The sequence below is a fragment of the Klebsiella sp. MISC125 genome (assembly GCF_051131775.1).
Lineage (GTDB): Bacteria > Pseudomonadota > Gammaproteobacteria > Enterobacterales > Enterobacteriaceae > Klebsiella.
The window spans coordinates 3,472,668-3,499,244 of record NZ_CP180448.1 but is presented as its reverse complement, the minus strand read 5'-3'; the positions used below and the strand labels follow the sequence as shown (position 1 = coordinate 3,499,244).

The 26,577-nt window shown below is 53.6% G+C and carries 25 protein-coding genes; 10 read left to right on the top strand and 15 right to left on the bottom strand.

Features of this window, described 5'->3' with window-relative positions; genetic code table 11:
- Positions 1–159: 159 nt before the first annotated feature.
- The 4 genes from topA (at position 160) to acnA (ending at position 7,543) form a co-directional block, all read left to right on the top strand.
- Positions 160–2,757, top strand: coding sequence for a type I DNA topoisomerase (topA, locus tag ACMYSL_RS16615; RefSeq protein ID WP_434659117.1), 2,598 nt, complete (start codon positions 160–162; stop codon positions 2,755–2,757).
- Positions 2,758–3,088: 331 nt separating this feature from the next.
- Entirely contained in the window at positions 3,089–4,063 is a 975-nt protein-coding gene (gene cysB, locus ACMYSL_RS16610; protein ID WP_110273501.1) for an HTH-type transcriptional regulator CysB, read from the top strand.
- A gap of 245 nt (positions 4,064–4,308) precedes the next feature.
- Positions 4,309–4,476, top strand: coding sequence for a YmiA family putative membrane protein (locus ACMYSL_RS16605; RefSeq protein ID WP_110273500.1), 168 nt, complete (start codon positions 4,309–4,311; stop codon positions 4,474–4,476).
- Between the two features lie 394 nt (positions 4,477–4,870).
- A complete protein-coding gene (acnA, locus tag ACMYSL_RS16600) occupies positions 4,871–7,543 on the top strand; it encodes an aconitate hydratase AcnA (RefSeq protein WP_304258512.1) in 2,673 nt (890 codons plus the stop codon).
- Between the two features lie 60 nt (positions 7,544–7,603).
- On the opposite strand, the gene ribA is transcribed toward acnA, so the two are convergent.
- A complete protein-coding gene (gene ribA, locus ACMYSL_RS16595) occupies positions 7,604–8,194 on the bottom strand; it encodes a GTP cyclohydrolase II (protein WP_110273498.1) in 591 nt (196 codons plus the stop codon).
- Between the two features lie 161 nt (positions 8,195–8,355).
- Between ribA and pgpB the strand changes: the two genes are divergently transcribed.
- The 5 genes from pgpB (at position 8,356) to yciH (ending at position 11,999) form a co-directional block, all read left to right on the top strand.
- Positions 8,356–9,123: a phosphatidylglycerophosphatase B gene (gene pgpB, locus ACMYSL_RS16590; protein ID WP_181482502.1), complete on the top strand. Its 768-nt coding sequence runs from the start codon at positions 8,356–8,358 to the stop codon at positions 9,121–9,123.
- Between the two features lie 135 nt (positions 9,124–9,258).
- On the top strand, positions 9,259–9,567 hold the full coding sequence (locus ACMYSL_RS16585) for a LapA family protein (RefSeq protein ID WP_110273496.1): 309 nt from the start codon (positions 9,259–9,261) through the stop codon (positions 9,565–9,567).
- 6 nt (positions 9,568–9,573) lie between these two features.
- Positions 9,574–10,743, top strand: a complete 1,170-nt coding sequence (lapB, locus tag ACMYSL_RS16580) for a lipopolysaccharide assembly protein LapB (protein WP_181482501.1) — start codon at positions 9,574–9,576, stop codon at positions 10,741–10,743.
- Between the two features lie 192 nt (positions 10,744–10,935).
- On the top strand, positions 10,936–11,673 hold the full coding sequence (pyrF, locus tag ACMYSL_RS16575; protein WP_304258521.1) for an orotidine-5'-phosphate decarboxylase: 738 nt from the start codon (positions 10,936–10,938) through the stop codon (positions 11,671–11,673).
- Positions 11,673–11,999, top strand: a complete 327-nt coding sequence (yciH, locus tag ACMYSL_RS16570; protein ID WP_304258523.1) for a stress response translation initiation inhibitor YciH — start codon at positions 11,673–11,675, stop codon at positions 11,997–11,999. The genes pyrF and yciH overlap by 1 nt, the downstream gene beginning before the upstream one ends.
- A 94-nt stretch (positions 12,000–12,093) precedes the next feature.
- Here the strand turns inward: yciH and osmB are convergent, their stop codons facing one another.
- The 14 genes from osmB to pspF form a co-directional block, all read right to left on the bottom strand.
- Positions 12,094–12,312 (bottom strand): osmotically-inducible lipoprotein OsmB, encoded by a 219-nt coding sequence (osmB, locus tag ACMYSL_RS16565; protein WP_434664125.1) that lies wholly within the window; start codon positions 12,310–12,312, stop codon positions 12,094–12,096.
- A gap of 278 nt (positions 12,313–12,590) precedes the next feature.
- Positions 12,591–13,340 carry a DNA-binding transcriptional regulator YciT gene (yciT, locus tag ACMYSL_RS16560; RefSeq protein WP_304258525.1) on the bottom strand — a complete coding sequence of 250 codons (750 nt, stop codon included), beginning with the start codon at positions 13,338–13,340 and terminating at the stop codon, positions 12,591–12,593.
- Positions 13,341–13,414: 74 nt separating this feature from the next.
- Entirely contained in the window at positions 13,415–13,597 is a 183-nt protein-coding gene (locus tag ACMYSL_RS16555; protein ID WP_182238156.1) for a YciZ family protein, read from the bottom strand.
- A 175-nt stretch (positions 13,598–13,772) separates the two neighbouring features.
- The gene (locus tag ACMYSL_RS16550; RefSeq protein ID WP_434659116.1) at positions 13,773–15,707 is read right to left on the bottom strand and encodes an exoribonuclease II; all 1,935 of its coding nucleotides are present in this window, start codon (positions 15,705–15,707) and stop codon (positions 13,773–13,775) included.
- An 81-nt stretch (positions 15,708–15,788) separates the two neighbouring features.
- Positions 15,789–16,946, bottom strand: coding sequence for a carboxymuconolactone decarboxylase family protein (locus ACMYSL_RS16545; protein ID WP_304258529.1), 1,158 nt, complete (start codon positions 16,944–16,946; stop codon positions 15,789–15,791).
- Positions 16,947–17,128: 182 nt separating this feature from the next.
- A complete protein-coding gene (gene fabI / locus ACMYSL_RS16540; protein WP_112216491.1) occupies positions 17,129–17,917 on the bottom strand; it encodes an enoyl-ACP reductase FabI in 789 nt (262 codons plus the stop codon).
- Positions 17,918–18,128: 211 nt separating this feature from the next.
- Positions 18,129–18,671, bottom strand: a complete 543-nt coding sequence (locus tag ACMYSL_RS16535) for a HutD/Ves family protein (RefSeq protein WP_112216492.1) — start codon at positions 18,669–18,671, stop codon at positions 18,129–18,131.
- 18 nt (positions 18,672–18,689) lie between these two features.
- Positions 18,690–19,499: a putrescine export ABC transporter ATP-binding protein SapF gene (sapF, locus tag ACMYSL_RS16530; protein WP_110273484.1), complete on the bottom strand. Its 810-nt coding sequence runs from the start codon at positions 19,497–19,499 to the stop codon at positions 18,690–18,692.
- 1 nt (position 19,500) lies between these two features.
- Positions 19,501–20,493 (bottom strand): putrescine export ABC transporter ATP-binding protein SapD, encoded by a 993-nt coding sequence (gene sapD, locus ACMYSL_RS16525; RefSeq protein ID WP_181482494.1) that lies wholly within the window; start codon positions 20,491–20,493, stop codon positions 19,501–19,503.
- Positions 20,493–21,383 carry a putrescine export ABC transporter permease SapC gene (gene sapC, locus ACMYSL_RS16520; protein WP_181482493.1) on the bottom strand — a complete coding sequence of 297 codons (891 nt, stop codon included), beginning with the start codon at positions 21,381–21,383 and terminating at the stop codon, positions 20,493–20,495. The genes sapD and sapC overlap by 1 nt, the downstream gene beginning before the upstream one ends.
- On the bottom strand, positions 21,370–22,335 hold the full coding sequence (gene sapB / locus ACMYSL_RS16515; protein ID WP_112216495.1) for a putrescine export ABC transporter permease SapB: 966 nt from the start codon (positions 22,333–22,335) through the stop codon (positions 21,370–21,372). The genes sapC and sapB overlap by 14 nt, the downstream gene beginning before the upstream one ends.
- Positions 22,332–23,975, bottom strand: a complete 1,644-nt coding sequence (gene sapA, locus ACMYSL_RS16510) for an ABC transporter substrate-binding protein SapA (protein WP_434659115.1) — start codon at positions 23,973–23,975, stop codon at positions 22,332–22,334. The genes sapB and sapA overlap by 4 nt, the downstream gene beginning before the upstream one ends.
- Before the next feature lie 318 nt (positions 23,976–24,293).
- A complete protein-coding gene (locus ACMYSL_RS16505; RefSeq protein WP_434659114.1) occupies positions 24,294–24,578 on the bottom strand; it encodes a hypothetical protein in 285 nt (94 codons plus the stop codon).
- 139 nt (positions 24,579–24,717) lie between these two features.
- Positions 24,718–25,707 carry a phage shock protein operon transcriptional activator gene (pspF, locus tag ACMYSL_RS16500; RefSeq protein WP_182238171.1) on the bottom strand — a complete coding sequence of 330 codons (990 nt, stop codon included), beginning with the start codon at positions 25,705–25,707 and terminating at the stop codon, positions 24,718–24,720.
- 153 nt (positions 25,708–25,860) lie between these two features.
- Here pspF and pspA point away from each other — a divergent pair, with 153 nt between their 5' ends.
- Entirely contained in the window at positions 25,861–26,529 is a 669-nt protein-coding gene (gene pspA, locus ACMYSL_RS16495) for a phage shock protein PspA (protein WP_112216498.1), read from the top strand.
- The last annotated feature ends 48 nt before the right edge of the window (positions 26,530–26,577 follow it).

Genomic DNA, 26,577 nt, shown 5'->3' with positions numbered 1-26,577 from the left:
GCCAGCAAACTCAGCAATCTGGTTTTATGGATGTGAAACCAATGCAAAGGGTTGATATCCATCGACAACGACGCAACATTAGGTTGTGACGTGTCGCCAGTGGATGGTGAATCAATGTGCGATGTATTCCTGGATGAATCAAATTAGGTAAAGGTGAATATGGGTAAAGCTCTCGTTATCGTTGAGTCCCCGGCAAAAGCCAAAACGATCAATAAGTATCTGGGTAATGACTACGTGGTGAAATCCAGCGTCGGTCATATCCGCGATTTGCCGACCAGTGGCTCAGCTTCCAAAAAGAGCGCCGACTCTACCGCCACCAAAGGGGCTAAAAAGCCTAAGAAGGATGAACGTGGTGCTCTGGTCAATCGTATGGGCGTGGACCCGTGGCATGACTGGGATGCGCACTATGAAATACTTCCGGGTAAAGAAAAGGTCGTCGCGGAACTCAAACAGTTGGCAGAAAAAGCCGACCACATCTACCTCGCAACCGACCTTGACCGCGAAGGGGAAGCCATTGCATGGCACCTGCGGGAAGTTATCGGTGGTGATGAGCAGCGCTATAGTCGCGTGGTGTTCAATGAGATCACCAAAAATGCTATCCGTCAGGCTTTTGAAAAGCCGGGCGAACTGAATATTGACCGTGTTAACGCCCAGCAGGCGCGTCGTTTTATGGACCGCGTTGTGGGTTACATGGTGTCTCCACTGTTGTGGAAAAAAATTGCTCGTGGTCTGTCCGCAGGCCGCGTTCAGTCCGTTGCCGTACGTCTGGTTGTTGAGCGCGAACGCGAAATTAAAGCGTTTGTTCCGGAAGAGTTCTGGGAAATTGACGCCAACACCACCACGCCTGGCGGCGACGCGCTGGCGTTGCAGGTAACGCATAAAGCCGACAAGCCATTCCGTCCGGTCAATCGTGACGAAACCATGGCGGCGGTCAGCCAGCTGGAAAAAGCGGGTTATAGCGTCCTTGAGCGCGAAGACAAGCCAACCAGCAGCAAGCCTGGCGCACCATTTATTACCTCCACTCTACAGCAGGCGGCCAGCACGCGTCTGGGCTTCGGGGTGAAGAAAACCATGATGATGGCGCAGCGTTTGTATGAAGCGGGCTACATCACCTACATGCGTACTGACTCCACCAACCTGAGTCAGGATGCAGTAAATATGGTTCGTGATTATATTGGCGATAATTTCGGCAAGAAATACCTGCCGGAAAACGCCAATCAGTACACCAGCAAAGAGAATTCGCAGGAAGCGCACGAAGCGATTCGTCCTTCCGACGTGAACGTGGTGGCGGAATCGCTGAAAGATATGGAAGCGGATGCGCAGAAACTGTATCAACTGATCTGGCGCCAGTTTGTCGCCTGTCAGATGACGCCTGCGCAATACGATTCCACCACGCTGACCGTAAAAGCGGGTGATTTTAAGCTCAAGGCGCGCGGTCGTACGCTGCGCTTTGATGGCTGGACGAAAGTGATGCCAGCGCTGCGTAAAGGCGATGAAGACAGGGTTCTGCCGGTGGTTAAACAGGGCGATAGCTTAAGCCTGGTTGAACTGCTCCCGGCACAGCACTTTACCAAACCGCCTGCGCGCTTTAGCGAAGCTTCTTTGGTTAAAGAGCTGGAAAAACGCGGTATCGGCCGTCCGTCCACCTATGCGTCGATCATTTCGACCATTCAGGATCGCGGTTATGTGCGCAGTGAAAACCGTCGTTTCTACGCAGAGAAAATGGGTGAGATCGTTACCGATCGTCTGGAAGCCAACTTCCGCGAGCTGATGAACTACGACTTTACCGCGCAGATGGAAAACAGTCTTGACCAGGTGGCTAACCACGAAGCCGAGTGGAAGAAGGTACTCGATAGCTTCTTCGGCGACTTCACCAACCAGCTGGAAAAAGCAGAAAAAGCCCCTGAAGATGGCGGTATGCAGCCGAACCAGATGGTGCTGACCAGCATCGACTGTCCGACCTGTAGCCGTCAGATGGGCATCCGTACCGCGACGACCGGCGTCTTCCTGGGTTGCTCAGGCTATGCGCTGTCGCCGAAAGAGCGCTGTAAGACCACCATCAACCTGGTGCCGGAAAACGAAGTGCTGAACGTGCTGGAAGGTGATGACGCCGAAACCAACGCGTTGCGCGCCAAACGTCGCTGCCAGAAATGCGGCACGGCGATGGACAGCTACCTCATCGATCCGAAGCGTAAACTGCACGTCTGCGGTAATAACCCGACCTGCGATGGCTACGAGATCGAAGAGGGCGAGTTCCGTATCAAGGGCTATGATGGTCCGATCGTTGAGTGTGAAAAATGTGGTTCCGAAATGCACCTGAAGATGGGGCGTTTTGGTAAGTACATGGCTTGTACCAACGATGAGTGTAAAAATACGCGTAAGATCCTGCGTAACGGGGAAGTGGCACCACCGAAAGAAGATCCGGTTCCGCTGCCAGAACTCCCGTGCGAGAAATCAGACGCTTACTTTGTGTTGCGTGATGGCGCAGCAGGTGTTTTCCTGGCTGCGAACACCTTCCCTAAATCGCGTGAAACTCGCGCGCCGTTAGTGGAGGAGTTGTATCGCTTCCGCGATCGTCTGGCTGAGAAACTGCGTTACCTGGCCGATGCGCCGCAGCAGGATCCGGAAGGCAACAAAACAATGGTGCGTTTTAGCCGTAAGACTAAGCAACAGTACGTTGCTTCAGAGAAAGACGGTAAAGCGACAGGCTGGTCAGCCTTCTATATTGATGGCAAATGGACTGAAGCGAAGAAGTAAGCGCTATGACCGCTAAGAAGGGCCGCATCGCGGCCCTTTTTTAACATCACAGGTCACTGATCTACAACATTTAATCCTGTATTTTCCCCGCCTTATAACCGGCTTATTATTTTTCGTTAGTATCTATACACTGTAGATATAAATGATATAGTGGTTATAGCTAATCTCTTTTTTATTATCAAATCGTCTTATACATCATCGTTTTCAGGATGCGTTGTGGCGCCAGCATGGCGAGTCGCAGGGATGGTAGGGTATTGCTTGCCTGCCAGGAAGTCGCCTGAACGTAAAATGTATTAAGCGGGTTCATTTTACGCGTTATCGGATATCAGCCATGAAACTACAGCAGCTCCGCTACATCGTTGAGGTTGTTAACCATAATCTGAACGTCTCCTCTACTGCCGAAGGGCTGTATACCTCACAGCCAGGCATCAGCAAGCAGGTCCGCATGCTGGAAGATGAGCTAGGAATTCAGATTTTCGCCCGCAGCGGCAAACATTTAACTCAGGTGACTCCCGCCGGGCAGGAGATCATCCGCATTGCTCGTGAAGTATTGTCAAAAGTGGATGCGATAAAGTCGGTCGCCGGTGAACACACCTGGCCTGATAAAGGTTCGCTGTACGTTGCGACCACTCATACTCAGGCTCGCTACGCGCTCCCGGGAGTGATTAAAGGGTTTATCGAGCGCTATCCGCGCGTCTCATTGCACATGCATCAGGGCTCGCCAACGCAGATCGCTGAGGCCGTCTCGAAAGGTAATGCTGACTTTGCGATCGCGACCGAAGCGCTGCATCTCTATGATGATTTAGTCATGCTGCCGTGCTATCACTGGAACCGCTCCGTGGTTGTGACGCCGGAGCACCCGCTGGCTTCCCGAGGTTCGGTATCTATCGAGGAACTGGCGCAGTATCCGCTGGTGACCTACACCTTCGGGTTTACCGGTCGTTCCGAGCTGGACACTGCTTTTAACCGTGCCGGGTTGACGCCACGCATTGTCTTTACCGCAACCGATGCTGATGTAATAAAAACTTACGTGCGCCTGGGCCTTGGGGTAGGGGTTATTGCCAGCATGGCAGTCGATCCTGTCTCCGATCCGGATCTGGTCAAACTTGATGCCAACGATATTTTCAGCCACAGCACGACTAAAATCGGCTTCCGTCGCAGCACCTTCCTGCGAAGCTATATGTATGATTTTATTCAACGTTTCGCCCCACATCTGACGCGTGATGTCGTCGATACCGCTGTGGCATTGCGTTCAAATGAAGATATTGAAGCGATGTTCAAAGATATTAAGTTACCGGAAAAATAAGCGTATAAATAATAATGGCATCCTCAAGGGGATGCCAAATCCTATGATGGCCTATAATTGAATATCTAAACCTCGTCTGAATCACAATTTTTGCTAACTCATCCTACCACATTTGCAAATATACCCGTCGCGATCAAAGTATTGATGAAATTTATCTTCCGAGAGGCAAATTCACTGGATTAATACTGAATCCATAATTAAGATTTATCTGTACTTAGTTGTTATTAACGATTGGTGGTGAAAAAATGATTAGTGATATCGATTATATGAAGTATGCGATGTCACAGGAACGTGACAAGACTGAGATAGATCCGGTTTTGAGAAGTAAGGCCTGGAGCGCCGTTATCCTTGGGCTTGCGATGTTCTGGAGCGTCATTGCTCTGGTTGTCTGCAACGTGTGGTTACTTAACTAGAGCACATTTCCAGTCAAATTGATTGTGTCTTTTTTATGACAAACTGGATTTGAGAACTATTTCCATTCGATAAAATAACAGTCATAAGGAGTATATATTTTTTGCCTTTTTGGTCTCTCTCTATAAATTTACTCTGCTGAACTAATCGTCAAAATAGTGGCGATTAGTTCTTCTTTTGTACTCGTGTACTAATACAACTCCGCAGTAATAAAACGCACCTCATTCAAACCTTCTCAATATTTTTAGCACCCATTATTCAAAATTTCTGTCTTGATGCGTTTCATCGATTTTAGCAATTTGGGTTGTTATCAAAATGTTACGTCAAAGATGTGTTATCTTTAATAATGTCCCTGAGGAGGATCAGGGCTTGCTATCCCTATGTTAAGGAGGAGCTATGTCGTCAACCCTACGAGCCGCCAGCAAGGAAACCTTACAGGTTAATGATAAGACCTGGCATTACTACAGCTTACCGCTGGCCGCCAAAGAATTGGGCGATCTGTCACGTTTACCTAAATCGCTCAAAGTACTACTGGAGAACCTTCTGCGCTGGCAGGACGGTGATTCGGTAACCGCCGAAGATATTCACGCCCTGGCCGGATGGCTGAAAAATGCTCATGCTGATCGAGAGATCGCCTACCGACCGGCACGTGTGCTGATGCAGGATTTTACCGGTGTTCCCGCAGTGGTGGATCTGGCAGCGATGCGTGAAGCGGTAAAACGCCTGGGAGGCGATACCGCCAAAGTGAATCCGCTCTCTCCCGTCGATCTGGTCATTGACCACTCGGTGACGGTAGACCGCTTTGGCGATGATGATGCATTTGAAGAGAACGTCCGTCTTGAGATGGAGCGTAACCACGAACGCTACGTATTTTTGCGCTGGGGACAGCAGGCGTTCAGCCGCTTTAGCGTGGTGCCGCCGGGCACCGGGATTTGCCACCAGGTTAACCTTGAGTACCTTGGCAAGGCGGTATGGAGTGAAGAGCAAAACGGCGAATGGGTGGCGTACCCGGATACCCTGGTCGGGACCGACTCGCATACTACGATGATCAATGGCCTCGGCGTACTGGGGTGGGGCGTTGGCGGCATCGAAGCGGAAGCCGCGATGCTGGGGCAGCCTGTCTCCATGCTGATCCCGGATGTTGTCGGTTTCAAGCTGAGCGGCAAGCTGCGTGAAGGTATCACCGCCACCGACCTGGTACTAACCGTGACGCAAATGCTGCGCAAACACGGCGTAGTGGGTAAATTTGTCGAGTTCTACGGAGATGGACTTGATTCACTACCTCTGGCAGACCGTGCCACCATCGCTAATATGTCGCCGGAGTACGGCGCGACATGCGGTTTCTTCCCTATTGATGCCGTCACGTTGAGCTATATGCGCCTGACCGGGCGCAGCGAAGAGCAGGTGGCGCTGGTGGAAGCCTATGCGAAAGCGCAGGGGATGTGGCGACAGCCAGGGGATGAACCGGTCTTCACCAGCTCTCTGGCGCTGGATATGGGGACCGTAGAAGCTAGCCTGGCAGGGCCGAAGCGCCCGCAGGATCGCGTTGCTCTGGGTGATGTCCCTAAAGCTTTTGCCGCCAGCGCCGAGCTGGAAGTTAACCATGCGCAGAAAGACAAACGGCCCATCGACTATACGTTGAACGGACAGCAATATTCGCTGCCGGATGGTGCGGTGGCGATTGCCGCGATTACCTCATGTACCAACACTTCTAACCCCAGCGTGTTGATGGCCGCCGGCCTGCTGGCAAAAAATGCTGTCGAGCGGGGACTAAAGCCGCAGCCGTGGGTGAAGGCCTCGCTGGCGCCGGGTTCGAAAGTGGTCTCCGACTATCTGGCCCACGCAAAGTTGACGCCATATCTTGATGAGCTGGGCTTTAACCTGGTGGGGTATGGTTGTACTACCTGTATCGGTAACTCCGGGCCGTTGCCGGATCCGATTGAGCGCGCAATCAAACAGGGCGATTTGACCGTCGGGGCCGTGCTTTCCGGTAACCGTAACTTTGAAGGCCGAATTCATCCGCTGGTGAAAACTAACTGGCTGGCCTCGCCACCCCTGGTTGTAGCTTACGCGCTGGCGGGCAATATGAACCTCGACCTGACCCGCGATCCGTTGGGCATCGGCAAAGACGGTCAGCCCGTGTATCTGAAAGATATCTGGCCAAGTGGAGCCGAAGTCGCGCGTGCGGTTGAGCAGGTTTCGACGGAGATGTTCCATAAGGAGTACGCCGAGGTGTTTGAAGGGACGCCCGAATGGCGGTCGATAAAAGTCGATCGCTCTGATACCTACGACTGGCAGGATGACTCAACCTATATTCGCCTGTCGCCGTTCTTTGACGACATGGGCGTTGAACCCAAACCGGTAGAAGACATTCATGGCGCGCGCATTTTGGCGATGCTGGGTGACTCAGTGACGACTGACCACATTTCACCGGCGGGTAGCATCAAAGCCGATAGCCCGGCGGGTCGTTACCTGCAAAATCATGGCGTTGAACGCACCGATTTTAACTCCTACGGTTCGCGACGCGGAAACCACGAGGTGATGATGCGCGGTACGTTTGCCAATATCCGTATTCGCAACGAAATGGTGCCCGGAGTGGAAGGAGGGATGACGCGCCATCTTCCCGATAGTGAACCTGTCGCGATTTATGATGCGGCAATGTTGTACAAAGATGAAGGCACGCCGCTGGCGGTGATCGCCGGGAAAGAGTATGGCTCAGGCTCCAGCCGCGACTGGGCAGCGAAAGGACCGCGTCTACTTGGCGTCAGGGTGGTTATTGCCGAATCTTTTGAGCGTATCCACCGCTCGAACCTGATTGGGATGGGGATATTGCCGTTAGAATTCCCGCAGGGTGTTACGCGTAAAACGCTGGGACTCACTGGTGAGGAGAGGATCGATATCAGCAACCTGCAATCACTGCAGCCGGGGATGACGGTTCCGGTGACCCTAACCCGAGCAGATGGCAAACTGGACGTTATAGACTGCCGCTGTCGTATCGATACCGCCACTGAGCTGACGTACTACCAGAACGATGGCATTTTGCATTATGTCATTCGCAATATGCTATAAACCTCGATGCTTTAAACAAAGAGGGCCAGCGTATGCTGGCCCTGAATTTTTCTGCCCGGATTATTTATTGAGCAAGTGCCCCATTTTGGCGGCTTTCGTATCCAGATAGTGCGCATTTTTCGGGTTACGACCCACGATCAGCGGTACGCGTTCAACAATGTTGATGCCTGCTTCGGTCAGAATTTCGACTTTCTTCGGATTGTTGGTTAACAGGCGCACTTGATCGACGTTGAGCAACTTAAACATATCGGCGCACAGCGTGAAGTCGCGCTCATCGGCGGCAAAACCGAGCTGATGGTTAGCTTCGACCGTGTCATAACCCTGATCCTGTAAAGCATAGGCGCGGATTTTGTTCAGCAGGCCAATATTGCGCCCTTCCTGACGGTGATATAGCAGGATGCCGCGGCCCTCTTCGGCAATATGCGACAATGCCGCTTCTAGCTGAAACCCGCAATCACAACGCAGACTAAAAAGGGCATCGCCCGTTAAGCACTCTGAATGTACGCGAGCCAGAACGGGGATCTGCCCCGAGATATCGCCAAAAACCAGGGCAACATGATCCTGCCCGGTTGCCAGTTCTTCAAAACCCACCATGAGAAAATCGCCCCATGGGGTTGGCAGTTTGGCTTCTGCCACACGTTTAAGCTGCATGTGATTCTCCAGATTCTATCAGCACCTGACTGTGCTTCTGTTTGCCGCTATTTTGCCACAACGGCGTGACGTTCTCCTAATTGCGCACGGCTGCTTGCGTGCAAAGCGCACAAACGAACCACTTTCCGTTATGATATCCAGGTCAATGATAAGGAGACGAGATGCTGTTGATTGCCAGACGAACCGCCGTTGGCGCGGCGCTGTTATTGGTTATGCCTGTTGTAGTCTGGATTTCCGGCTGGAAATGGCATCCAGGGTTGCCGGAAGGGGTGATGAAGCTGTTGTATTGGGTGACCGAAACGGTGACTCAACCCTGGGGCGTTATTACCCATGTTATCCTGTGCGGCTGGTTCCTGTGGTGCCTGCGTTTTCGTCTACGGGCGGCAATCGTGCTGTTTCTGATTCTGGCGGCTGCAATTTTGATCGGGCAGGGCATGAAATCCTGGATTAAAGATCGCGTGCAGGAGCCTCGACCCTTCGTCATTTGGCTGGAAAAGACGCAACAAGTGCCAGTGAATCAATTCTACGCATTGAAACGTAAAGATCGCGCTAAACTGGTGCATGAGCAGCTAGCGCAAGAGCAGCAAATTCCTAAATTTCTGCGTAAGCACTGGCAGAAAGAGACTGGATTCGCTTTCCCATCCGGTCACACGATGTTTGCCGCCAGTTGGGCATTACTCGGCGTTGGTTTGCTGTGGCCGCGGCGTCGTTGGGTCACTCTGGCGCTACTGCTAACATGGGCCACTGCGGTGATGGGCAGCCGCCTGGCGCTTGGTATGCACTGGCCGCTGGACTTGATCGTGGCAACCGTGATTTCCTGGCTGCTGGTTACCCTGGCGACCTGGCTTACGCAACGGTTTTGTGGTCCGCTATCGCCGCCGGGAGAAGAGGCTCAGGACATTAAAAAAAGGGCTGCAGCACCGGAGTAATGTTGATTTTACCGCCATCAGGCCGCATATCCTGTACTGGCGTTGTGCATTTCCATTTCACCGCTGCGGCGAAAATGATACTTTATAGGGCTGAACGCGGGATTTTTTCGCGCAACCCACATAACGGGAAGTAATGTGAAATATTTACTCATTTTCTTACTGGTGTTAGCGATCTTTGTCATTTCAGTGACGCTGGGTGCGCAAAATGACCAGGTAGTCACTTTCAATTATTTGCTCGCGCAGGGTGAATTCCGGATTTCGACACTGCTGGCCGTCCTGTTTGCTGCTGGTTTTGCTATTGGTTGGCTGATTTGCGGCCTTTTCTGGCTGCGCGTTCGCGTCTCGCTGGCGCGTGCTGAACGTAGAATCAAGCGTCTGGAACACCAGATCGCGCCAACCAGCGCTACACCTGCGCAAGCCGGTGTTCCCGCAGTGAAGGAATAATCATTTATGTTGGAGTTGTTGTTTCTGCTTTTGCCCGTTGCCGCTGCCTACGGTTGGTATATGGGGCGCAGAAGTGCACAACAGTCCAAACAGGACGATGCGAGCCGTCTGTCACGTGATTATGTGGCGGGGGTCAACTTCCTGCTGAGCAATCAGCAGGATAAAGCCGTTGATCTGTTCCTCGATATGCTGAAAGAGGATACCGGTACCGTTGAAGCCCACCTGACGCTTGGTAACCTGTTCCGCTCCCGCGGCGAGGTTGACCGGGCCATTCGCATTCACCAAAGCCTGATGGAAAGCGCTTCGTTGACGTATGACCAGCGACTGCTGGCCGTACAGCAACTCGGTCGCGACTACATGGCCGCTGGTCTGTATGACCGTGCGGAAAGCATGTTTAAACAGCTGGTGGATGAAACCGATTTTCGTCTCGGCGCCTTGCAACAGCTGCTGCAAATTTATCAGGCAACCAGCGACTGGCAGTCCGCTATCGAAATGGCAGAACGTCTGGTTAAGCTGGGCAAAGATAAACATCGCGGCGAAATTGCCAATTTTTGGTGTGAGCTTGCCTTACAGCAAATGGCGGGTAACGATCTGGATAAGGCCATGACGTTACTGAAAAAAGGTGCCGCTGCCGATCGTAATAGCGCTCGCGTCTCCATTATGATGGGCCGGGTATGGATGGAAAAGGGCGATTATGCCAAAGCGGTAGAGAGCCTGGAGCGCGTCATCGAGCAGGACAAAGAACTGGTCGGCGAAACGTTAGATATGCTGCAAACCTGTTACCAGCAGCTGGGCAAAACCGATGAGTGGGAAGCGTTTTTGCGCCGCTGCGCAGAAGAAAATACCGGGGCGACCGCTGACTTAATGCTGGCGCAAATCCTTGAACAGCGGGAAGGTATGGAGTCGGCGCAAAACTACGTCACGCGTCAGCTGGAGCGACATCCGACGATGCGCGTGTTCCATAAGCTGATTGACTACCATATCAACGAGGCTGAAGAGGGGCGGGCGAAAGAGAGCCTGGGCGTTTTACGCCAGATGGTCGGTGAACAGGTTCGCAGTAAGCCGCGATACCGCTGCCAGAAATGTGGTTTTACCGCCCATACCCTGTACTGGCACTGTCCATCCTGTCGCTCATGGGCAACAATTAAGCCAATTCGCGGCCTTGATGGGCAGTAGATTAAAAAAAATCCGCATTTTAGTTACAACATACTAGGGTGTTTTTATTCTCCATTTCCTTTGGCATCGGAAGTAAACCCGCCTGGCAGGGCGGGAAATACAACCTGTCATTTTCGCCTCATCGCAGGTAGAATGCTGCCCGTTTACCTTTTTTGCGCCACACTGGCGCCCATCAACAATTAAGGTCCGGTCATGACGTCTACTGCTACATCTTCTTCCCGCGTTGTCACATCCTCTCCCATTGTTGTTGCTCTCGATTATGATAACCGTGATAAAGCGCTGGCATTTGTCGACCGCATCGACCCACGCGACTGCCGACTGAAGGTTGGCAAAGAGATGTTTACTCTGCTGGGGCCGGAGTTTGTCCGCTGTCTGCACCAGCGTGGTTTTGAGGTTTTCCTCGACCTGAAATTTCACGATATTCCAAATACCACGGCGCGGGCGGTCGCTGCTGCGGCAGAACTCGGCGTCTGGATGGTCAACGTTCATGCCTCCGGCGGCGCGCGCATGATGACCGCCGCACGTGAAGCCTTGCTACCATTTGGTAATGATGCGCCGCTGCTGATCGCGGTGACCGTATTAACCAGTATGGAAGCCAGCGACCTACAGGATCTGGGCATTACGCTTTCCCCAGCCGATTATGCCGCGAAGCTGGCGGCGCTGACCCAGAACTGTGGCCTGGATGGCGTTGTTTGTTCAGCACAGGAAGCGGTGCGCTTCAAACGGGAACTAGGTCAGGCATTTAAGCTGGTGACGCCAGGCATTCGTCCGCAAGGCAGCGATGCAGGCGATCAGCGGAGGATCATGACGCCGGAACAGGCGCTGGCCGCTGGTGTTGATTATATGGTCATTGGTCGCCCGGTGACTCAGTCTGCCGATCCGGCCGCCACGCTAAGTAGTATTAATGCATCATTGAACAAGGGGGCGTGATGAGCGATTCCAACAGTCGTCTGGTGTATTCGACGGACACCGGGCGTATTGATGAGCCCAAACAGGTACAAGAGCGTGCGAAAGGTGATGGCATTGTGCGCATTCAGCGCCAGACCAGCGGTCGCAAAGGCAAAGGCGTGTGCTTGATTACAGGTATCGATGAAAACGACGAGGCGCTGGCTAAGTTGGCTGCTGAACTGAAAAAGAAATGTGGCTGCGGCGGTTCAGTGAAGGATGGCGTGATTGAGATTCAGGGCGATAAGCGTGATTTACTCAAATCGCTTCTGGAAGCCAAAGGAATGAGGGTTAAGCTTGCTGGCGGTTAATCAATAAATAAGGCCGCGATAAATATCGCGGCCTTAAATTTTGCTGCTGTACTAGTCAGTTACTATATTTTTATTCTCTTTAATCCAATATATATTATTTACCAACCTGGTGGCCAATAATACCGCCGACTGCGGCGCCGCCCAGCGTACCCAGGGTGCTACCGTCAGTTAACACTGCACCACCGATTGCGCCGGCACCCGCACCGATAGCGGTGTTACGATCGCGTTTAGACCAGTTAGAACAAGCGCTCAGAGACATTGCAACGGTTATTGCCAGGACCGCAGCGGCCATTTTTTTGTTCATTGAAGTCATCATAATTTTCTCCTGAATAATCTATTCACGGATACAACTTCCTATAAGCATAGCTTGTTACTCCTGCTTAAGGAGTATTCCATGAAGCTGAGTTGCGCAGGTGTTACTCTAATCACGCAGGTGATAGTCACTTCCTGTTATATCGCTAACATTAATTTTACTTTCTATAAAATTTTCAGGGAGGTAAAAAGTCTTAATTCAGGTGTCAGAAAAGTCTCAGACGAAGCATGAGCCGGGTATTTACCCGGCAGAGTGAGGAGTTGCAGCGAAATAGGGAGTTAGGGGTGATTAACGATATCGACGATTAACCCGCACGCAGCCAGCCGATCGCGAACGGCATCGTTTAGGTTGTCGTCGGTAATAATGCGATTAAATCGTTCTACAGGGCCTAGCGGATAGGGGTGAACGACGCTGAACTTCGAGCTGTCGCTTAGCACAATCGCTTCACAGCCTTTTTCCAGCACCGCGTTGACGACATCGGCGCGCATCATATCCCGGCCGGTAAACCCGGTTTCAGCTTGCCAGCCATCGATACCAATAAAGGCCTTGCTGAAGTGAACTTGTTGAATGAACTGCCGCGTCAGTGGGCCAACCATACTTTCGCTGCGTTTTTGGTAAATCCCCCCCAGTAGAATGACTTCTCCGGGCGTCTCTTTAAGCAGGTGAGCGATATAGCTACTGACGGTGATGATGGTGATATCGCCACGCTCAGCAAGCGTACGGGCAAGCAGGGCGTTGCAGCTGCCGTTTTCGATAAACACCGTCTCGCCGGAAGAAACAAGCTTAGCGGCTCGCGTAGCCAGCTCTCGTTTAATAGAAAAGTTGGTCATCATGCGAGTTTCCACATCTTCGCTATCCAGAGGAACAGCGAAACCATGGGTACGTCGCAGATAGCTCTGCTTTTCCAGTAAATTCAAATCCTGGCGAATAGTGACTTCAGAGACACCGGTCATCTTCGCGAGATCGGACACGCTCATACGGCCTTTATCAATGACCATTTGCAAAATACTTTGTTGTCGGGCGTTCATAGCAACATCACAGTTAAAGGGCTATTTGAGGCTGACAATCGGCGCTGAACGGCCGACCGCGGCGATAAAGGTTTTTAGATTTCCCACGGCGCTTTAGTTTGGCCGGGCTTGGCTTCCTGTTCGTCACTAGAAAGCGCCTGCAGTTCAGCTTTTAGAATTTCCAGATTATGAATGGCGGAGTGATAATCTCCGGCAACCAGGATATCCAGCACGGTATCAATACGTTGGGCGAGCAGGCGGGCATTCAGATCTGACATGGCGTAATCCTGGTTACAAATGTGAATAAAATCAATGATGCTAAAAACGGATGAAAAAGAGAAGCGAAAAAAACTCACAACCTAACTCATCTACTGTTATTAGCGGAAAACGCGCAGGAAAACAACGGGAAGGGCCAGGATGCGGCTCCGAACGGGAGCCGCACAGAGCAGTCTATCAGGCGGCAGGACGCGCAATCACACTGCGGGTTTCCATGCGAACTTCGGCAATCGTGACGTCGATTACGTCGGTCACTTTGTAGGCGACTTCACCTTTAATCTGCACGGTACCATTTTCCTGGCTGCAAACCAGTTCATCGCGAACGGCGTGCAGGAACGGAGCCGGGATAAAGGCGACAGCACCGTTATCGACCAGACGCACGCGCATTCCACCGCGGCTGACATCAATGATTTCAGCTGCAAAACGCGTATCGGTTCCGGCTTTTGGGCTCAGATAACGGGCGTATAGCCAGTCTCCGACATCGCGCTCCGCCATGCGGTTAAGACGACGGCGGTCCGCCATCTGTACCGCAACGTCATCCTGTGGACGCGCAATGGTTTCCCCTTTGATAACCGCTTTCAGCAGACGATGGTTGATCATGTCGCCGTACTTACGGATCGGAGAGGTCCAGGTCGCGTAAGCTTCGAGGCCCAGACCGAAATGAGGTCCCGGCTCGGTGCTAATTTCCGCGAACGACTGGAAGCGACGAATGCGGCTGTCGAGGAAGCCAGACGGCTGTGCGTCCAGCTCGCGACGCAGCTTGCAGAAGCCTTCGAGCGTCAGTACTTCCACCGGGTCAACGTGCACATCGTGCGTCTTCAGCAGCGCAGCCAGTTGCTCGGTGTTTGCCGGATCAAAACCGGTATGGACGTTATAGACGCCGAAACCGAGTTTATCGCGCAACACGCGGGCAGCGCAGATATTGGCGGCAATCATCGACTCTTCAACAATGCGGTTGGCGATACGACGTGGTTCGGCAACGATATCCAGCACTTCACCTTTCTCACCCAGCACAAAGCGGTAGTCCGGGCGGTCTTTAAACACCAGCGCGTGGGTTTTACGCCATTCGCTACGGCGTAGGCAGACATCCTGCAGCAGTTTGATTTGCTGAGCGATAGCATCGCTCTCTGGCTGCCAGCTGCCGTTATTTTCCAGCCAGTCGGAAACATCATCGTAAGCCAGTTTCGCTTTGGACATGATGGTGGCAGTGAAGAATTCGATATCATCTTCAATGGTACCGTCATCAGCCAGAATCATACGGCAGGCCAGAACCGGACGAACTTCGTTGGCGCGCAGGGAACACAGGTCGTCAGACAGCTCGCGCGGCAGCATTGGGATATTGAACCCCGGCAGATAGTTGGTAAAGGCACGAATTTTCGCCGCGTTGTCCAGCTTGCTGCCTTCAGCAATCCAGGCGGTCGGATCGGCGATAGCGACGGTCAGGTGCAGTTTACCGTCCGCGGCAAGCTCTGCGTACAGGGCATCGTCCATATCTTCGGTGCTGGCGCTGTCGATGGTCACAAAAGTCAGAGCCGTTAGGTCGCGGCGCTCCAGACCTTCGTCGAGCATTTCAGTTGCTACGCCATCCGGCGCTTCTTTTTCCAGATTGTGGCGCGCGAGGGTAACCCACCACGGTACAAAATGGTCATCGCCATAGGTGATGAACTGGGTCAGCTCGGCATAGAAGCCGCGATCGCCTTTCAGTGGATGACGGCGCATTTCAGCTACGGCCCAGTCACCCTCTTTAAAATCATGCTCAACGCCGCGAACGGCCCGGCAGGGAATGGCATCTTTCAGCAGCGGATGATCAGGAACGATGGAAAGACGGTCATCTTTCTTATGAACTTTACCGACAAAACGCGTCAGAAAAGGCTCAACCAGCTCTTCCGGCTCAGCGCTTTCGCGTTCTTTTTCAGTATTGACCACGGCAATAATACGGTCGCCGTGCATCACTTTTTTCATTTGCGGTGGCGGAATAAAATAGCTTTTCTGCGAGTCGACTTCCAGGAAGCCAAAGCCTTTTTCCGTCCCCTTAACGACCCCTTCAACGCGCGGAGTCTGGGAATGCAGTTGCTGTTTAAGCTGCGCTAGCAGCGGGTTGTCCTGAAACATAATTTCTTATTTTCGTGGCTAAAAGAGCGGCTGACATTTTTACGCGAATATGCCTGCCTCAGCAAGCGCTGTTTCAGCATTTTACGTCTGCTGACACACATTCCCGAGGGCGATTTTTAGTCGATTCATCCAACCGCACAGCCCGCACCAGGCAAGAAGGTCGATAGCCGAAGTGCGAGAGAGTCCGTATTCAATAAGGGGAGTTAGCTGGGCGGCGCTGAAGCGGTCTGGGGCTCGGGTCAAAAGCTGGACGGCCTGTAAAATGACGCGTTCCTGGGGATGTTGCTGCCCCCATGCCTGAGCGTCTGCCTCATGGCCACGCAAAGCCTCAATAAGGTCTGGCAAATCCGGACATCGTGCGACCCAGGCGTTAAAGCAGCTGGTGCTACCGTTAATGCGTGCGGTTATCAGCGCCACCTGACTGACAAACTGTTGCGCGTCGCTGAGATGTGTCAGAACTTGTTCCAGCACACTAAGAGGTGGCTCCTGTGTCGCCAGCAGCGGTGCCAGTTCGAACAAACCGGGATGCTTCTGCCAGTCAGCTAACAGCGATTGACGCTCATCATTGGCGTAGTGTAAATCTGAATCGTCCAGGCCCGGCTGCCAGTCGACATCACTCGCGGCAAAAAGCGCTTCTGGCGCATCTTCCTGCTGCGGCATGCCGGGTATCCAGCGAACCGGATAACCTAATGCGGCCTGGAATGCGGCGATAGCGCGGGCCTGAAAGCCGACAAAGCCAACAATCTGATTGATCAGAATAATATCGCGGCTGGTCAAGCCCACCTCATCCAACTGACTGCGGGATAGCGCGTTAATAACCGAAGGCGAACTGGCAAGCTGGCGAGCATATTGCGTGATCTGTGCCAGACGACGGTTGCTCTCTCGCGAAGAGTCCGGGCCGGGAAGCGGTGCCAGGCGGGCAGCATAGTGGTTACACAGGCGCTGTACGCCGTAAACCTGTGCCACGGTCAGCGCAGTACTTAGCCGGTCGTAGGCATTAAATGTTTGCAAGCGGCTCACAACCACTGTCGTCGGGAAGAAGGCATCGGCTAACTGACGGGCAGGCGCTATCCAACGCGCATGCGCCTGGAAAAGATCTTCGGGCAGAGTCAGGTCGAGTAGAAAGCGATCTTCGACATGGGCGGCTTCAGGGACGAGCGGCAATACATCCACCGGGCAGATTGTTGACTGGGTCTCATGATACCAGTGGTTTTTGCCGTTAACGCGGCGTTGCTCCATGGGGGATCCTTGTTCGGTATGTGGCAAACCACCGTTTCGCGGTTGCGCTATGCTGAACTATCCTGGCTTAACCCCGGAGCGGGAGAAAATATTGATACGTGCTAACAAATAGCGGATTGGAATAACAAAAGAAAAGTGCGGGGGAAAGCACCCTCCTCACGGACGCGAGGAGGGCAAAGAACTTATTTCAGTTCCAGCTCGTTCATTGCGGCGATGCTGAAACCACCGTCAACGTGAACGACTTCACCGGAGATGCCTGCAGACAGGTCGGAGCACAGGAATGCTGCGCTGTTACCCACGTCTTCAGTGGTGACGGTGCGGCGGATCGGGGTGACCGCTTCGCAGTGCGCCAGCATCTTACGGAAATCTTTAATGCCGGAAGCGGCCAGAGTACGAATCGGACCGGCAGAGATAGCGTTAACGCGAACGCCTTCCGGACCCATAGCGTTCGCCATGTAACGAACGTTAGCTTCGAGGGACGCTTTCGCCAGACCCATTACGTTGTAGTTCGGGATCGCGCGCTCTGCGCCCAGGTAGGACAGCGTCAGCAGGGCGGAGCCCGGGTTCAGCATACCGCGGCAGGCTTTAGCCATCGCCACAAAGCTGTAGGCGCTGATATCGTGGGCGATTTTGAAGCCTTCACGAGTGACCGCGTTAACATAATCGCCGTCCAACTGATCCGCCGGAGCGAAGCCGATAGAGTGTACGAAACCGTCGAACTTCGGCCATACTTTTTCCAGCTCGGTGAACAGAGATTCAATGCTCTCATCTTCAGCCACGTCGCACGGCAGTACGATGTTGGAACCCAGTGCCGCAGCAAATTCTTCCACACGACCTTTCAGTTTTTCGTTCTGATAGGTGAACGCCAGTTCAGCCCCTTCACGGTGCATTGCTTGCGCAATACCGTAGGCGATGGACAGTTTGCTGGCAAGGCCAGTCAACAGAATGCGCTTACCGGAAAGAAAACCCATAGCTTTAATCCTTATCGTTATTGCGTATTTTTACTTTAACAATCATTTGGTTAGCGTTGTTATTTCAAAATAACTCAAATTTAGCCGGGAATTATATCCCACTGACGACCCCTTGTGTCACGATATTTTTCTGTCGTCCCTTACGCCTTATCACGTAAGGGTTACCGTGCATACAAGAGAGTATACCCTCTGATATGACAGACATCCGTTGTTAGCGGCGTTCAATCTCGGCCAGTAAAAGCCGGGCATCCGCAGATTGCGGGAGCAGCTCTCCCGGCGACTCGCCGTGCCACCAGATCCCTGAACCGGCTGTACAGGTCTTGCCAGCCAGTTGCCAGCGACCTTGCAGCACCCAGGCGATACCTTCCGCGCCGGGCTGCTGTTGCTCTGCGACAACCGTGACCTGAGCGGCGGCGCGCGAGCGCTGAGTCATGATATTGAAATCCAGGCCGCGTCCGGAAATGCCCTCGCTGACGAGGGGCCATTCTCCGGCAAAAGCCCACGGTTGCCATAATTCAAGGCGCTGCGCGATGTTGTCGCCGTGCAGCCACAGCGGCTGCCCTTCAAGAAGGGTAATCACCCGGTCAACCTCAGGAAAGAGGGAAAACGGCCCATCGTTACTCAGGGTGGCAATACTGGCGCGCCAGATAAAAGGCGCATCAGGCGAGGGGAGGCTGACAATTTCTCGAGTTTCGCCGCCGCCGTTTTTCCACGGCGTCACGGGTAAAGAGGAAAACTGAACCGGAATAATCATCGTATTGTACGCCTCGGATTATTTGCCGTCTTTACGCCAGGCGTCGGCCGTGAGCGCCTCGCCAAAATGCCCGGCGATAAGACGTTTGGTCAGGTCATGCAGCGGCGAGGCCAGTACATCTGCGGTGCTGCCACGTTCGACCACTTCCCCCTGATGCATCACTAAAACCTGATCGCTGATATGTTTCATCATCCCCAGATGCTGGGTGACGTAGATATAGGAGATACCCTGTTTTTCCTGTAACTCCAGCATCAGATTGATTAACTGTGAACGCATCGACATATCCAGCGACGCCAGCGCCTCATCGCAAATAATCACCTTCGGGCGCAGAATTAGCGCGCGGGCCAGACCGAGGCGCTGTTTTTGCCCTGGCGCCAGCATATGCGGATAGTAACTCACATGGTCCGGCAGCAACCCGACCATACGGAGCGTTTCGATAATCTGCTTTTGTCGTGCTTCTGGCTCGAGGTCAGTATTCAGACGCAGCGGAAAATCGAGAATTTGAGAAATTCGCTGCCGTGGGTTGAGTGAAGTCGACGGGTCCTGAAAGATCATGCGAATCTGTTGGCTACGATAAGAGTAATCGCCGAATTCCAGCTGATGGTCATCAATCAGCAGTTCGCCGGTGCTGGGCTCGACCATTCCGGCAAGCATTTTCGCCAGCGTTGATTTCCCTGAGCCGTTCTCGCCAATAATGGCCAGGGTCTGGCGTTCACGCAGGGTAAAGCTCAGCGGCTTGACCGCGTCCACGGTTTGTCGATGAAACCAGCCGGTACGGTAGCGAAAGGTCTTACTCAGATTGCGCACTTCAAGCAATGTTTCGACCATTTCACTCTTTCTCCATGTTCAGCGGGAAATGACAGGCGTAGAGATGGTTACGCACGCCCACCAGCCGGGGCGTTTCGATGCATTCACGCTGGGCATAGGGGCAACGCGGGCCGAGGCGGCAGCCGATCGGTAACTGTTCAAGCAATGGGATCGCCCCGGGCATGGTGTTGAGCCTGCTCTTATGCGGCAAGGCGCTACCGAAATCCGGGATTGCGCGAATCAGCGCCTGGGTATACGGGTGATGGGGGATGGTCACCAGCTCTTCGCTGGGAGCGCTCTCTACTGTCTGCCCGCAGTACATGACGTTAATTTTGTCTGCCCATTTACTAAGCATCTGCATATCGTGGCTGATCAGCAAAATGGTGGTGTTGTTGTTCTGATTGAGCCGCGTCAGCAGGCGGATGATTTGCGCCTGGGTCGTCGGTTCCATGGCGTTGGTTGGCTCATCGGCGATCAGCAACCGCGGCTGGTTTGCCAGCGCGATAGCAATCATCACCTTCTGGCACTCGCCGTCAGTGAGTTCGTAGGGAAAGCTGCGCATGGCGTCTTTATGATCTTTAATCCCCACGCGGTGTAACAGCTCGATGACGCGACGCTTACGCCAGCCCAGGCGCTGCCACCAGCGACCTTTAAAGGTCCAGCCGGGGATGTTTTGCTTCAGTTGTTGGCCGATACGTTCAGAAGGATCAAGACAGGATTGCGGCTCCTGAAAAATCATCGATACGTTGTGGCCCACCAGCTTGCGGCGTTCACGGTTCGAGAGGCGCAGCAGGTCGATATCATCGAAGCGCATACGGTCAGCGGTCACCCGCCAGTTATCTTTGGTGACGCCGCAAATTGCTTTGGCGATTAAGCTTTTTCCCGACCCAGATTCTCCGACCAGACCGCGAATTTCACCCTCTGCCAGGGTCAGGCTAACGCGATCGACGGCTTTGACCCAGCCTTCGTTGGTCTTGAATTCGATGGTTAAATTACGGATATCAAGTAACGGCATTATTCCACCCCGGCGATGATTGCGCGGCGGATCCCATCGCCCAGCAGGTTAACCAGCAGGACGCTTAGCATGATTGCCGCCCCCGGCAGCATCACCGTCCACGGCGCGACGTAAATCAGCTCCAGCGCGTCGCCGAGCATTGCTCCCCATTCCGGAGAGGGGAGCTGAGCGCCGAGGTCGAGGAAGCCCAGTGCAGCGATATCCAGAATGGCCATCGACAGCGCGCGGGTAATCTCAGTGACCAGGCCGGAGGTAATATTCGGCAGCACCGCAAACCATAAAATGTTCAGCGTCGACGCGCCGTCGAGGCGGGCGGCGATGACGTACTCTTTTTCCAGCTCGTCATGCACCATGCTGTAAACCGAACGAACCATACGGGGCAGCAGCGCCAGCCAGACGGCGAACATGGCGTGGCTGAGGTGCGGCCCGGCAAAGGCGACGACGATTATCGCCAACAGCAGGGACGGGATCGACAGCAGAGTGTCGAGGATATGGTTCATGATGGCTGAGCGCAGGCCGTGAGTAGAGCCGGCAATCACGCCCAGCACCAGACCCAGCAGGGTGGCGCCAAGGGTCACCACAAACGCGCCGCCTACCGTTGGTGCCGCCCCGCTTAGCAGTCGGCTGAGGACGTCACGGCCAAGATCGTCCGTGCCGAGGAAGAATGAGACTTCGCCGTAGCGCGACCACGACGGCGGCAATAGCTGATAGCCAAGAAATTGTTGGTCGATGCCATACGGAGCGAACCAACTGCCGAAAACGCATAACAGCACTAACGCCGCGCAGCCGTACAGACCCACCATCGCGGTCGTATCGCCATAAAATTTTCGCCATACGGTGCGCAGCGCGCCGGGCGGGCGCTTCTCCAGATAAACGCTATCGTAGGGCATACCATTCCTTATGTTTCAGTGGGTTAGCCATAGCACCCAAAATATCGGATATCACGTTCACAATGATCACTAGCGCGCCAATGACCATCACCCCCGCCGAAATCGCCGCGTAATCCTGTTGACGAATGGCGTTGATCAGCCAGCGGCCAAGACCCGGCCAGCTAAAGACCATTTCGGTAATCATCGCTAGCGTCAGCATGGTGGAAAACTGTAAACCCAGGCGCGGGATCACTGGCGGCAGGGCGTTGTGCAGCACGTGGCGGTGCAAAATGGTGCGCCGTGAAACGCCACGAGTCGCTGCGGCTTTGACATAGTTAGTGTCGTAGACTTCGCTGGTGCTGATACGCATCAGGCGGATCACTTCGGTAGTCGGCGCCACCGCGAGGGTGAGCACTGGCAGCACCATATGACGCGCGGCGCTGACGATCATTTCATGACGCCACGGCGAATCAGAAAGCCAGGCGTCAATCAGCGCAAAACCGGTGACTGTTTTGACTTCATACAGCAGGTCGAAGCGCCCTGATACCGGGAACCAGCCTAACGTCAGAGAGAAGAACAGGGTCAGCAGCAGCGCCAGCCAGAAGACCGGAATAGAAAAGCCCATCAGCGCCAGGGCGCTAATCAGGGTGTCCGGCCATTTATTACGCATAATCCCTGCCAGCATACCGACGGGAATGCCGACTAACAGCGCGAAGCCGAAGGCGAGGATGCACAGCTCCATGGTGGCCGGGAAAACCTCTTTGAGCTGCTCGGAGATCAGTTGACCGTTGATGCTGGAGACGCCGAAATCCCAGTGCAGTACTCCTTCAAACCAGAACAACCAGGCGTTCCACAGCGAAGCGCCCTGTAGCGGGGCGTGCGGCGTGAAATAGCTCAGACTAAAGCCGACGAAGGTCAGCAGAAAGAGCGTAATCAGCAGCAACAGGAAGCGGCGCAGGGTAAAAATAATCATGGTTTTTTCACCTCGTCTTCTTTCTCGCGCGAGACGCCCGCAAAGGAAGCATTGCCAAACGGGCTCAGTACCAGGCCTCTCATATCGTAACGGTAAGCCTGTAAACGCAGCGAAGAAGCCAACGGCAGTACTGGCAGTTCGTTGGCGAGAATATGCTGCGCCTCTTTATAGGCTTCAATACGCGATGCCAGCTGCTGCGAGGTCAGCGCTTTTTGCAGCACTTCATCGAACTCGCGGTTACACCAGTGAGCGTAGTTGGTTTGCGAGGTAATCGCCGCACAGCTCAGCAGCGGGCGGAAAAAACTGTCCGGATCGTTGCTGTCCGTTGCCCAGCCAGAGAGCGTTAGATCGTGGTTCATATCCATCAATCTTGCCTCCTGGAAGCGACCTTCAACCGGCACGATAATCACCTTTACGCCGATCTGCGCCATATCCGCCTGAATAAGCTCGGCGGTTTTCAGCGGGCTGGGGTTCCAGGCTTGCGAACTGGTTGGCACCCACAGTTTGAGGGTTAGCTTTTCCAGCCCCAGCGCTTTCAGTTGGGCGCGCGCTTTCGCTGGATTGTATTCGGTAATCTTGGCGTCATTATCGTAGGCCCAGGAGGCGCGTGGCAGCATCGACGCTGCGGTTTCTGCCGTGCCGTAGTAGATCGATTGCATCAGACGCTGGTTATTAATCGCCAGCGCCAGCGCATGACGCACTTCCGGGTTATCGAGCGGTGGTTTCGCAGTGTTAAACGCCAGCCAGGCGATATTCATCCCAGGACGCAGGGTCAAACGCAGTCGCGGATCGTCACGCAAAATTGAGAGCTGGCTGGCGGCGGGCCAGGCCAGCACGTCGCACTCGCCGGTGAGCAATTTCGACAGGCGACCTGTCCCGCCGGAACCGAGATCGACGACAACCTGCGGCATCAACGGCATGCCGCGCCAGTAGGCTGAATGGCGCTGTAGCCTGATGTACTGGCCACTACGATACTCTTCCAACTGGAACGGACCGGTGCCGACTGGCTGGCGGTCAATCAGCTCCTGACGATCGCCCTGCGCCAGCTTCGCGGCATATTCCGCCGACATGACCGAGGCGTAGTGGGTTGCCAGGTGCCAAAGGAACGAGGCGTCCGGGCGTTTCAGGCGAAATTCGACGGTCTGGTTATCCAGCTTACGCACGCTTTCAACGCTGTCAGCGAACTGCAGGCTGTCGAAATAAGGGAAGCTGCTGCCGTTGACGTTATGCCACGGATGGTCGCGATTAAAAATGCGCCCGAAGGTGAAAATAACGTCATCGGCATTGAAGTTGCGGGTGGGTTTGAACCAGGCGGTGGTCTGGAATGGCACGTTGTTGCGCAGATGGAAACGGTAGGTCGCGCCGTTATCCAGTACCTCCCAGCTTTCCGCTAGCTCAGGCACCAGACGGTAAGTATAAGGGTCGACATCAAGCAGGCGGTCGTAGAGCTGGGCGGCCAGCGTGTCGACAATCAGTCCGCTGCTGACCTTTTGCGGATTAAAAGTATTGACCTGACCGCTGACGCAATAAACAAAGCCGCTATCACGGATATCGGCGTGAGCAGGCAGCGCTGGCGCGGCAAAGGCCTGTCCGCACAGCATAGAGACGGCTGCCAGGAGAGATGACAATTTCAGGCGCATAGTATCTTTTTGATTATAGAGAAAGGCTCTATCTTATTAATATTAAATAACATTTACCACCACCTTAATTGCTTATGGAGATAATGTAAGCGATGGTTGCGTTGGTTATTTGGCCAACTAATTCAAATTTAAACCGCTTATTAACTTCGAGTATACCTCTTAAATCACCCTGCGTTTGGCGTCAGGCGAGCGAAGGTATTATGAAAAGAGATTCATATGTCCCACGGGGCGCGGGCACCCTGATTTTTGCCACATGGTATCTTTTTATTAGCGGTTTCTCCAGTTAGCCGTGTTTCCACCGCGGCTGGGCAGGGAGGGCTACAGCGGAAGGAGTTGGTTATATCGCGCGATATAATCTTTGGGGGTAATTTCAAACTCATCACCGTCGTGATGGGTGGCAACATAGGTTCGCAGTACCAGACCACTTTTTTTCTGCGTAATTTCCCAGCCTTGCTGGCGATAGGAATCCTCGGTTGAACGGATACACAGGTCTGAAAAGATCATCATGACCGACAGCGCAGGGGCCTTATGGCCTTTCATAGTATGGATTAAGCTGACGTGCGCGGCATAGCGGCTAAGTGTCGAGGAATTAACCGGAATCATCTGTATTTTCAGTCCGTTGAATGGTCATGGCGCAGATGATAATTCACATTGAAGCATCTTGCTAGTTACAAATAATTAACCATTAATGCATCGATAATTTAGTGACGGCGTCACTTATTTTTCTAATCCTGCGTTCGGTTCAGAGCTGGTGCTTCTTAAGCAACGCCCGTAGCTGGTGGTAGGTGAGACCGAGCAATTCCGCTGCCTGTTTCTGATTGTATTTTGCCTGCTCCAGGCTCATCTCCAGCAGGCTCTTTTCTTGCTGGTGCTGGAAGCTACGCAAATCGAGCGGCAGCGCAGGCCCGGCGTTATTTTTTTCTGCGACGACCGGTGAGGTTTGCCGTTGGTGGAAGGGATTAATGATGATGTTATCCAGCTCGCTGTCGCTGCTGCCATGGCGGTAGACCGAGCGCTCAACCACATTTTTCAATTCGCGAATATTTCCTGGCCAGCGGTAGTTTTGCAGCGTTTCCGTCGCCCGCTCGCTAAAGCCGGGAAATAGCGGAAGCCCGAGCTCGCGGCACATCTGGATAGCAAACTGCCTGGCGAGCAGCATGATATCGCTGTGCCGCTCGCGCAGCGGCGGCAGTTGCACCACATCGAAGGCCAGCCTGTCGAGAAGGTCGGCGCGAAACAGTCCTTCTTCTACCATTAGCGGCAGGTCGGCATTGGTTGCGCACACCAGGCGAACGTTAACCTGCAGCGGCTGGCTGCCGCCAACGCGCTCCAGCTCGCCATATTCAATCACCCGCAGCAGTTTTTCCTGCACCAGCATCGGCGCGGTTGCCAGTTCATCAAGAAACAGGGTGCCGCCATCAGCACGTTCAAAACGCCCCGGATGGCGCTTGCTGGCGCCGGTAAACGCTCCGGCCTCGTGGCCGAACAGCTCGGAGTCGAGCAGGTTTTCATTGAGCGCGGCGCAATTCAGCGAGATAAACGGCCCCTGCCAGCGGGAAGAGAGGAAGTGCAGGCGGCTGGCGATAAGCTCTTTACCGGTACCGCGCTCGCCGATCACCAGCACTGGTTTATCCAGCGGTGCCAGCCGTGAGACCTGCTCCAGCACCTCAAGAAAGCTGTTGGCTTCGCCGAGCAGGTTGTCCTTGTATTCCGCCATGATGAATTTCGCCATTTAGTAGTGTGATTCACTAAATCACTTTAGCAATCCACTGTGCAGATAACAACCTCATCTTTTAAAATCAATGAGATAAAAAGTTGGCACGCCATTTGTATTAATCATTGCACAGGCCGATGCCTGACACCAAGAACTATGAGGATTGAAATTATGGGTATTTTTTCTCGTTTTGCCGACATCGTGAATGCCAACATCAACTCCCTGCTGGAGAAAGCGGAAGACCCGCAGAAGCTGGTTCGACTGATGATTCAGGAGATGGAGGACACGCTGGTTGAAGTCCGTTCGACCTCGGCGCGCGCGCTGGCTGAAAAGAAACAACTGAGTCGTCGTATTGAGCAGGCCGTCGCCCAGCAGGGTGAATGGCAGGACAAAGCTGAACTGGCGTTACGTAAAGAGAAAGATGACCTGGCTCGCGCTGCGCTTATCGAAAAACAGAAGCTGACCGATCTTATTGGTAGCCTTGAACATGAAGCGCAGCTGGTTGATGAAACCCTGACGCGGATGAAAAAAGAGATCGGCGAGCTGGAAAACAAACTGAGCGAAACCCGCGCACGTCAGCAGGCGTTGATGCTGCGTCATCAGGCTGCCAACTCTTCCCGCGACGTTCGTCGTCAGCTGGATAGCGGCAAGATTGATGAGGCGATGGCGCGTTTTGAATCGTTTGAACGCCGTATCGATCATATGGAAGCCGAAGCGGAAAGCCATCGTTTTGGCAAAGACAAATCGCTGGATCAGCAGTTCGCCGACCTGAAAGCGGACGATGAAATCAGCGAGCAGCTGGCGGCGCTGAAAGCCAAAATGAATCAAAATAACCAGTAATCGTTTTTGGGCGGCACCGAGATGTGCCGCTGCCACCTGCAAGGAGTC

Excerpts from the sequence above, each read along its gene's own strand:
- yciH (WP_304258523.1), top strand. The coding sequence starts at position 11,673 with ATGAGCGATTCCAACAGTCGTCTGGTGTATTCGACGGACACCGGGCGT.
- lapB (WP_181482501.1), top strand. The coding sequence starts at position 9,574 with ATGTTGGAGTTGTTGTTTCTGCTTTTGCCCGTTGCCGCTGCCTACGGT.
- yciT (WP_304258525.1), bottom strand. The coding sequence starts at position 13,340 with ATGAACGCCCGACAACAAAGTATTTTGCAAATGGTCATTGATAAAGGC.
- pspA (WP_112216498.1), top strand. The coding sequence starts at position 25,861 with ATGGGTATTTTTTCTCGTTTTGCCGACATCGTGAATGCCAACATCAAC.
- sapB (WP_112216495.1), bottom strand. The coding sequence starts at position 22,335 with ATGATTATTTTTACCCTGCGCCGCTTCCTGTTGCTGCTGATTACGCTC.
- osmB (WP_434664125.1), bottom strand. The coding sequence starts at position 12,312 with ATGACTTCAATGAACAAAAAAATGGCCGCTGCGGTCCTGGCAATAACC.
- sapF (WP_110273484.1), bottom strand. The coding sequence starts at position 19,499 with ATGGTCGAAACATTGCTTGAAGTGCGCAATCTGAGTAAGACCTTTCGC.
- topA (WP_434659117.1), top strand. The coding sequence starts at position 160 with ATGGGTAAAGCTCTCGTTATCGTTGAGTCCCCGGCAAAAGCCAAAACG.
- fabI (WP_112216491.1), bottom strand. The coding sequence starts at position 17,917 with ATGGGTTTTCTTTCCGGTAAGCGCATTCTGTTGACTGGCCTTGCCAGC.
- ACMYSL_RS16505 (WP_434659114.1), bottom strand. The coding sequence starts at position 24,578 with ATGATTCCGGTTAATTCCTCGACACTTAGCCGCTATGCCGCGCACGTC.
- ACMYSL_RS16535 (WP_112216492.1), bottom strand. The coding sequence starts at position 18,671 with ATGATTATTCCGGTTCAGTTTTCCTCTTTACCCGTGACGCCGTGGAAA.
- acnA (WP_304258512.1), top strand. The coding sequence starts at position 4,871 with ATGTCGTCAACCCTACGAGCCGCCAGCAAGGAAACCTTACAGGTTAAT.
- pgpB (WP_181482502.1), top strand. The coding sequence starts at position 8,356 with ATGCTGTTGATTGCCAGACGAACCGCCGTTGGCGCGGCGCTGTTATTG.
- ACMYSL_RS16555 (WP_182238156.1), bottom strand. The coding sequence starts at position 13,597 with ATGTCAGATCTGAATGCCCGCCTGCTCGCCCAACGTATTGATACCGTG.
- sapA (WP_434659115.1), bottom strand. The coding sequence starts at position 23,975 with ATGCGCCTGAAATTGTCATCTCTCCTGGCAGCCGTCTCTATGCTGTGC.
- ACMYSL_RS16545 (WP_304258529.1), bottom strand. The coding sequence starts at position 16,946 with ATGGAGCAACGCCGCGTTAACGGCAAAAACCACTGGTATCATGAGACC.
- ribA (WP_110273498.1), bottom strand. The coding sequence starts at position 8,194 with ATGCAGCTTAAACGTGTGGCAGAAGCCAAACTGCCAACCCCATGGGGC.
- pyrF (WP_304258521.1), top strand. The coding sequence starts at position 10,936 with ATGACGTCTACTGCTACATCTTCTTCCCGCGTTGTCACATCCTCTCCC.
- ACMYSL_RS16550 (WP_434659116.1), bottom strand. The coding sequence starts at position 15,707 with ATGTTTCAGGACAACCCGCTGCTAGCGCAGCTTAAACAGCAACTGCAT.
- cysB (WP_110273501.1), top strand. The coding sequence starts at position 3,089 with ATGAAACTACAGCAGCTCCGCTACATCGTTGAGGTTGTTAACCATAAT.
- pspF (WP_182238171.1), bottom strand. The coding sequence starts at position 25,707 with ATGGCGAAATTCATCATGGCGGAATACAAGGACAACCTGCTCGGCGAA.
- sapD (WP_181482494.1), bottom strand. The coding sequence starts at position 20,493 with ATGCCGTTACTTGATATCCGTAATTTAACCATCGAATTCAAGACCAAC.
- ACMYSL_RS16605 (WP_110273500.1), top strand. The coding sequence starts at position 4,309 with ATGATTAGTGATATCGATTATATGAAGTATGCGATGTCACAGGAACGT.
- sapC (WP_181482493.1), bottom strand. The coding sequence starts at position 21,383 with ATGCCCTACGATAGCGTTTATCTGGAGAAGCGCCCGCCCGGCGCGCTG.